The organism is Microvirga soli (assembly GCF_016734765.1).
In the GTDB taxonomy this organism is placed as follows: Bacteria; Pseudomonadota; Alphaproteobacteria; order Rhizobiales; family Beijerinckiaceae; genus Microvirga; species Microvirga soli.
Map to the genome: position 1 here is coordinate 50,190 of NZ_JAERQE010000032.1, position 7,688 is coordinate 57,877.

6 protein-coding genes are annotated in these 7,688 nt (G+C 61.9%); 5 read left to right on the forward strand and 1 reads right to left on the reverse strand.

Translation table 11 applies throughout. The features are described from left to right. The first annotated feature begins 38 nt into the window (after positions 1–38). From JKL45_RS21530 to JKL45_RS21540, 3 genes are all read left to right on the forward strand, one after another. Positions 39–2,429, forward strand: a complete 2,391-nt coding sequence (locus tag JKL45_RS21530) for a PAS domain-containing protein (RefSeq protein WP_201863627.1) — start codon at positions 39–41, stop codon at positions 2,427–2,429. Positions 2,430–2,555: 126 nt separating this feature from the next. After that, complete coding sequence (locus JKL45_RS21535) at positions 2,556–4,931, forward strand: PAS domain-containing protein (protein ID WP_201863628.1); 2,376 nt, start codon at positions 2,556–2,558, stop codon at positions 4,929–4,931. Positions 4,932–4,941: 10 nt separating this feature from the next. Beyond that, the gene (locus JKL45_RS21540; protein ID WP_246498766.1) at positions 4,942–5,493 is read left to right on the forward strand and encodes a hydrolase; all 552 of its coding nucleotides are present in this window, start codon (positions 4,942–4,944) and stop codon (positions 5,491–5,493) included. Here the strand turns inward: JKL45_RS21540 and JKL45_RS21545 are convergent. Then, positions 5,483–6,439, reverse strand: coding sequence for a hypothetical protein (locus JKL45_RS21545; protein WP_201863630.1), 957 nt, complete (start codon positions 6,437–6,439; stop codon positions 5,483–5,485). The genes JKL45_RS21540 and JKL45_RS21545 overlap by 11 nt on opposite strands. A 255-nt stretch (positions 6,440–6,694) precedes the next feature. On the opposite strand from JKL45_RS21545, the gene JKL45_RS21550 reads away from it, so the two are divergent. Further along, positions 6,695–7,294 (forward strand): superoxide dismutase, encoded by a 600-nt coding sequence (locus JKL45_RS21550; protein ID WP_036359472.1) that lies wholly within the window; start codon positions 6,695–6,697, stop codon positions 7,292–7,294. Positions 7,295–7,456: 162 nt separating this feature from the next. After that, on the forward strand, positions 7,457–7,688 hold a 232-nt coding region (locus tag JKL45_RS29765; RefSeq protein WP_246498768.1), incomplete at its 3' end, for a lysozyme inhibitor LprI family protein.

A 7,688-nucleotide genomic window follows, 5' to 3' on the forward strand; every position in this document is an offset into this window, starting at 1 on the left:
AGCAGCGAGCTACCAGGGACTTCCGAAAGTACGTGTCAATGACTGAAAGGGGCCACTCCAAAACGGCCACCGGCGCCTCTTCCCATAGGGAAAGCGATAAGCAGCGCCTTGCCGAACTGGAGAAGCGTGTTCGCGCGCTGGAAACCGCGCTTCATGTGGCCAACGGCAAGTTGCAGATTGCTCTCGAGATGGGCAAGCTGAGTGCGTGGGAGCGTGATCTCGAAACCGACAAGATGAGTGGCACTCCCACCCTCCTGGCGACTCTCGGTCTGCCCTCGGGGGCTGAGCCGACATTTGAAGATCTTGAGCGGATTTTCCATCCTGCCGACGTGGAGCGGGTCAGGCAGGCCATCTCATATGCCGAGCGGACAAATACCCGGATCAACATCGAGCACCGGATCGTCAAGCCTGACGGGCGCATCACGCGGATCCTGGTGCAGGGCGGGCATGTCTACGAGAATGGAAAGCCCGTTCGCCATTTCGGCATCGTTCAGGACGTTACCGAGCGGGAACAGATCAAGGAAGAGATCCAGCACACACAGCGTCGTCAGGAATTCCTTCTGGACCTCAATGACCAGCTGCGCAGCCTCGATGATCCGGATGCGATCATGGAAACCACGGCTCAAAGCCTGGGACGGCTTCTGAGGGTCGATTGCGCCGGCTACGGTGAGGTTGATGAGAGCCGAGGGGTTATCCTGGTCGAACGGGAATGGTCGAAGGGTGTCATCAGCAACGAGGGTCGGGCCTACCGCCTTTATGACTTTCTCCCCACCCTGATGGCCGAGCTCAAGAATGGGCGCCCCATCTTTGTCGAGGACATCAGAAACGACCCCCGTGCGAGCAACCCGGCCGTCCAGACGGCCTACAGTACCATCAATGCGCGATCTGCCCTGGCTGTGCCCCTGCTCAAGGACCAGAAGCTGACCGCCATTCTCTACATGCATTCAGCCGAACCACGAGCCTGGACCACGGATGATCTCACCCTGGCGGAGGATGTGGCCGAACGCACCTGGACGGCCGTGGAGAAGGCGCGTGCCGAGATGGATCTCACGGAGACGGACGCCAAGCTCCGCCTGATCGCCGAGTCTCTTCCGGCCCTGGTCTGGATTCTCAATCCGCAGACGGAGCTTCTCTACACCAACCAGCGGTGGGTGACCTATTCGGGCCTTCCCCGGGAAGAGGCGCTCGGCCACAGCTGGACGCGGGCCATTCATCCCGACGACATGGCCAGAATGAGTGAGGAACTGGTCCCGGTCGTCACCCTCCACACCCCCTATACGACGGAAGCAAGATACAGATCGCACGAGGGTCACTATCGCTGGCATCTAATCCAGGGCGCTCCCATCCACTCCTCAACCGGAGAGTTCAAGGGTTGGGTCGGCACCAGCGTCGACATCCACGATCTCAAGGTCACGGAAGATGCCCTGCGCAAAAGCGAGGAGCAGCTTCGCATCGCTCTTCAGGCGGCCAAGATGGGGGACTGGAGCTGGGATTCAGCCACGAACCTGGTGAGCCATTCTGATCGTGCGGCCGAGATTATCGGTGCGCCCCTCGGGTCGAGCGTGAGGCCGGAAGAGATCCGTGAGAGAATCCATCCGGCCGATCTGCCTCAGATGATCAAGGCCAAAGAAAAAGCACGCGAGACAGGGCAACCCTACAGCGTCCAATACCGCATGAGGCGCTTCAACGACGGGGCCGAGATCTGGATTGCCATCCAGGCACAGACGACCCTGAACGAGGATGGGACCCTTGTCACCAGCGGCATCATCCAGGACATTACCGAAAGCAAGCACGCTGAGGAACGCCAGCAGTTGCTGATCCGTGAGCTGCACCACCGGGTCAAGAACACGCTCGCCACCGTCCAGGCCATCGTAGGATCCACCGCCCGCACCGCATCCAGCATCGACGAGTTCTACCAGGGCTTCGTCGGCCGCATCGTGTCGCTTGCCCGCACCCACAACCTGCTCACCGAGGACCTGTGGCAGAAGGCTGCCCTCGAGGACCTGATCCAGACCGAACTCGGCCCCTACGAGGACGGCGCCCGCAACCGCATCACCGTCGAAGGCCCGCACGTGGAGCTGCCCTCGGAGGCCGCGGTGCCCATCGGCATGGCCATTCACGAGCTCACCACGAATGCGGCCAAGCACGGGGCGCTCTCCACCTTCGGTGGTCAGGTGGAGGTGCGCTGGCGGGTGGAGCCGGGCGAGGAGCGGCCGGTGCTGCATTTCACCTGGACGGAGCATGGCGGGCCGCGGGTGAGCACGCCCACCCGCCAAGGCTTCGGCTCGCGCCTGCTGCAACGGGTCCTGGCAACCCAGCTCCAAGCCCAGGTGCAGATGAGCTTTCCGCAGGACGGCCTGCGCTTCGCCATGACCATGGAAATTCCCGGCGAACCAGCCATCTTCAACCCGGATCGTCCGGGGAGTTAACCTTTTCCTGGATATACTGCCGTTTCCTGAATTATTGCCACCTTCTCAGCATGAGTTTACGGCATGAGGTGACGTAGCCTCCGGAAATGCTTAGAAAGCAGCAGACGCAGCTCAAGAGCATTCTTTATGATCAACAGGGTCGACGTTCCTCCCTTTCCAAGAGCCGCACCGCAGGGCGAGCGGCAGCCGGATGTCCAGGAAAAAGGCCGAGACATGAGCGGGACGCAGTCGCGCGAAAACAGCGCCATGCTGCGTCTGGCGCTCGAGATCGGCCGCCTGGGTTCATGGGAGCGGGATCTCGTGACGAACGAGATGACGGCTAGTCCGATCTGCAGGACCCACCTCGGACTGCCTGCCGATGAGCCTTTGAGCTTCGAAAAGCTGAAGAAGCTGCAGCATCCGGGCGATGTCGAGCGCATCAACCAGGCCGTCACCTACGCGCTGGCAACGCGCTCCGACTTCAGCATAGAACACCGCATCGTCCGCCCCGACGGCTATATCGGGCGCCTCCTCGTGAGGGGCACACCGATCTTTGAGAACGGCAGCCCTGTTCGTCTGGTGGGCGTCACGCAGGACGTGACTGAGCGGGAGCGAGCCAAGGAAGAGATCAAGGATGCCCAGCGCCGGCAGGAATATCTCCTGAAGCTCAATGAGCAGCTCCGGGACGCCAAGGACCCTTTTGCGATCATGGAGGCGACAGCCCAAAGCATCGGCCAACTCTTGAAGGTAGATTGTGTCGGCTACGGCGAAGTCGACGATAATCGTGACATTGTGCTCGTCGAAAGAGAGTGGTCCAAAGGCGCCATCAGCAACGAAGGCCGCGCCTACCGCCTGCGGGAGTTCCTGCATGGCATGATCGACGATTCTAAAGATGGCAAGGTCCTTGCCATCGCAGACACCGCGACCGATCCGCGGACGAGCGACGCCACGCTCCAAAGCTTCTACAGCACCATCAATGCCAGGGCCGTTCTCACTGTCCCGCTGCTCAAGGACGGCCAGATCACAGCGATTCTCTATGTTACCTCGTCCATGCCCCGGTCCTGGACGAAGGAAGATCTGTCCCTCGTTGAGGACGTCGCCGAGCGCACCTGGATTGCGGTCGAGAAGGTGCGGGCTGAACATGATCTCCGCGAGACCGAAGATCGGATGAGGATGTTCACGGAGGCGCTTCCCGGTTTCGCCTATATCACGACAACGGAACTGGAGCTGCTTTACGTCAATGATCGCAGCTGGTCCGCATTCACCGGTCTGAGCTTAGAGCAAGCTCTTGGTCATGGCTGGCTCTCTGCCGTTCACCCCGACGACGTAGCACGATTGGCGCAGGAAGCCCGCAGCGACGACCGTGACCTCCAAGCCGTGGAATTGCGGTATCGGGCAGCGGATGGCACCTATCGTTGGTATCTGGCCCGTGTTGTTGCCTACTACGATCGGAACGGCGAGTTCAAAGGCCGGATCGGGACGAGCATCGACATCCATAGCCTCAAGGAGACGGAAGCGGCTCTGCGCGAGAGCGAGGAGCGTCTGGCGCTGGCACAGCGCGCCGCGCGGATCGGCGTCTTCGATTGGGATGTATCCAGCGGAGTTATCACCTGGACTCCCGAGCAGGAGCAGATGTTCGGGATCGAAGTCGGCAGTTTCGAAGAAAATTACGAAGGCTGGAGCTCCCGCGTTCACCCGGCCGATGTTGCCGCGTTCGAGAAGAACTTCCGCGAGGCTGTTCCCCGGGGCGATCAGGAGCTGGCCTTCGCTTACCGAATTGTCCTGCCGGATGGCTCCTTCCGCCACATCGAGGGCCGAATGGTGATCTTCTATGCGCCGGACGGCGCTCCGAAGAGGATCATCGGTGTCAACATCGATGTCACCAAGCACAAGCAGGCGGAGCATCGTCAGCAGTTGCTGATCCGTGAGCTGCACCACCGGGTCAAGAACACGCTCGCCACCGTCCAGGCCATCGTAGGATCCACCGCCCGCACCGCATCCAGCATCGACGAGTTCTACCAGGGCTTCGTCGGCCGCATCGTGTCGCTTGCCCGCACCCACAACCTGCTCACCGAGGACCTGTGGCAGAAGGCTGCCCTCGAGGACCTGATCCAGACCGAACTCGGCCCCTACGAGGACGGCGCCCGCAACCGCATCACCGTCGAAGGCCCGCACGTGGAGCTGCCCTCGGAGGCCGCGGTGCCCATCGGCATGGCCATTCACGAGCTCACCACGAATGCGGCCAAGCACGGGGCGCTCTCCACCTTCGGTGGTCAGGTGGAGGTGCGCTGGCGGGTGGAGCCGGGCGAGGAGCGGCCGGTGCTGCATTTCACCTGGACGGAGCATGGCGGGCCGCGGGTGAGCACGCCCACCCGCCAAGGCTTCGGCTCCCGCCTGCTGCAACGGGTCCTGGCAACCCAGCTCCAGGCGGACGTCTCCATGGACTTCCCCGAGGAAGGGCTTCGTTTCGCCATGACCCTGCCGATCCCCGGTGCACCGCCGATCTTCAACCCGGATCAATGATGCCATGCTCATGAACGCAAGCCGCTCGCACCTTGTCGTGGTCGATGTTCAGGCCCGCCTGATGCCCGCGATCCACGAGGGTGAGAGCCTTGTCCGCAACCTGGCGATCCTGCTGGAAGCCGCCACCCGGCTTAAGGTCCCTGTGACGGTTACGGAGCAGTATCCCAAAGGGCTGGGAGCCACCCTGCCCTCAGTGGCGGAGGCGCTCCCCGCCGATGCGGTCACCCTGTCGAAGACCACCTTTTCGGCCGCCCGGGAGCCTTCGATTGCGGAGCGGATTGCGACCCTGCGAGGCAGCGGCCGGGATCACCTCGTGATCTGCGGGGCCGAGGCGCATATCTGCGTGCTGCAGACCGCCCTGGAGTTCAGGACGTCAGGCTACGAGGTCTTCGTGGTGGCCGATGCGGTGTCGAGCCGCTCGCCTCACAGCGTCAGCGCCGCCTGCGCGCGCCTGCTGCATGCGGGATGCCATTGGGTGACCACGGAGATGGTGGCTTTCGAATGGATGGAACGAGCCGCGACTGACGAGTTCCGCGCCCTGGCTCCGCTGTTCAAAGACTAGCCGACGAACTGCCCTCGCCACCGGCCGCGATGAACTCCTTCAGCTCGTCCAGGGACTGGAAGCGGAAGGTGCCGCCTGGGGTCTGAGCCTCGATCGAGCCATCCGAGAACATGACGTACTTGTTGTCGCCGGAATTGTAGGTGCCGATAACCGTGGCCGGCCCCTCCTCGTCGGATTCTGCCTTGTCCTCGGAAGGGGCTTCCTGATCGGCCTCTGCAACGACAGGCTCGCCGTCGCGTTGCGGCTCTGCGTCGACTTCATCGTCCAGAACGGGCTCCTGAGGCTTATCGCCCTGGGCGCGCTCCTCGACCTCAGGCTCACGCTCGGCATGATCGAGCGCATCGAGGTCGAGACCGGGTTCTGCAACGAGGTGATCCTGCTCGTCGTTGCGCTGGCGGTCAGCGAGGAGGAAGTCCGGCACCTTGAGGTCCTGCTCCAACTCGTCCTCGGCAGGCGGGGCAATCGGGGTGGTTCTCGGCGGGAAGGGAATGACAGGCGCCACTTCCCTGTCCTCGGGCCACTCGGCCGCCACCACGGGCCTGTCCTCGGGCTCATCCTGCTCGCGTGTCTCCTGCTCCTCGAAGAGAGGAAGGGTCGGCTGGTTCTCGTCGGCACGCTCCTCGTAGGCTCCGGCCGCCTCTGCGGCCGCAAGGCCGCCGGCAAGCCCTGCACCGGCACCTGCAAGCGCTCCAGGCGCGCGATGGCTCAGGCCGAGCTCATCTGCTTCGAAGCCGGTCTGCGATCCTGAAAGGTGTCTCTCGATCTTCGCCAGCTTGGAGACCGCCGCCGCGATGCCGAGAAGAAGCGCGCCGCTTGCGGCCGTGACGCTGCCCGCGATCACCATGGTCCAGCCGCGCTCGACCAGAACGATATCCCATCCGAAGAAAGCCGCCAGCAATCCACCGAGGATCATCGCAAGAGCGAGGGCTAGAAGAGCGATGATCATGCCGTCTCCATCATACGCAAACCAAAGATTACCCAGGAAAAGCTATGCTTCTATAGGCAAAAGACAACCGGCTGTGAAGCTTGAGCAGAAAAAAGTCCGGAGCTTGGCCGTTGCTCTTGGGCCCCCGGCGCTTTAACTAACGCTCAAGCGCATCGGGCGATGCGCGGTCGCACAAGACGGGCATCGGATCGACCCCAAAGTCGCCACTAGTTTCAGGTCCGATGCTCCGGGTCGCTCAATTCAAAGGAGACGCCGATGTCGTTCACTCTGCCCGAACTGCCTTACGCCTATGATGCCCTGCAGCCCTACATGTCGCGGGAAACCCTGGAGTTTCACCATGACAAGCACCATGCAGCCTACGTCAACACCGGCAATAACCTGCTGAAGGGCACGGAATTCGAAGGCAAGAGCGTCGAGGAGGTCGTGAAGGGCTCCTACGGCAAGAACCAGGCCCTCTTCAACAATGCGGGACAGCATTACAACCACATCCACTTCTGGATGTGGATGAAGCCGAACGGCGGCGGCGCCTTGCCGGGCAAGCTCGAGAAGAAGATCGTCGAGGATCTCGGCTCCGTCGACAAGATGAAGGAAGACTTCATCCAGGCCGGCGTCAGCCAGTTCGGCTCGGGATGGGCCTGGCTCGCGCTCAAGGACGGCAAGATCACCGTCATGAAGACTCCGAACGGCGAGAACCCGCTGGTGCACGGCGCCCAGCCGATTCTCGGCTGCGACGTGTGGGAGCATTCCTACTACATCGACTACCGCAACCGTCGCCCCGACTACGTCAAGGCCTTCCTCGACAACCTGGTGAACTGGGAGCATGTCGAGGAAATGTTCGAGCAGGCGTCCAAGTAAGCGATATACGGCACCGTCAAACGGGCCTCTTCGGAGGCCCGTTTTTGTTTAGCGCTTGGACTGAAGGATGCCTGAATTCTCTTCCTAGGCAGGATATAGAGAGCAATGTAAGCTTGTATCGGCCATAACCATTGCGCTTCTGGCTGATCATGGACCTATACGATGCGCTACCTACCAGTTGCCCTCCTTGCGATGCTGGCCGTATCCTCGACCGCAAGTGCCGAGGATGACTGCGAGGGCGAAACCCAATACGAAATGAATATGTGCGCGGGACGCAGGTTCGATAAGGCGGACAAAGCGATGAACGAGCGCTACACAGTCGTCCGTGAAGAATTGTCTGGCGGCTTGAGTCACGCCCGTTGCGGCGATCGACCGGATCCAACCAGCAACAGGA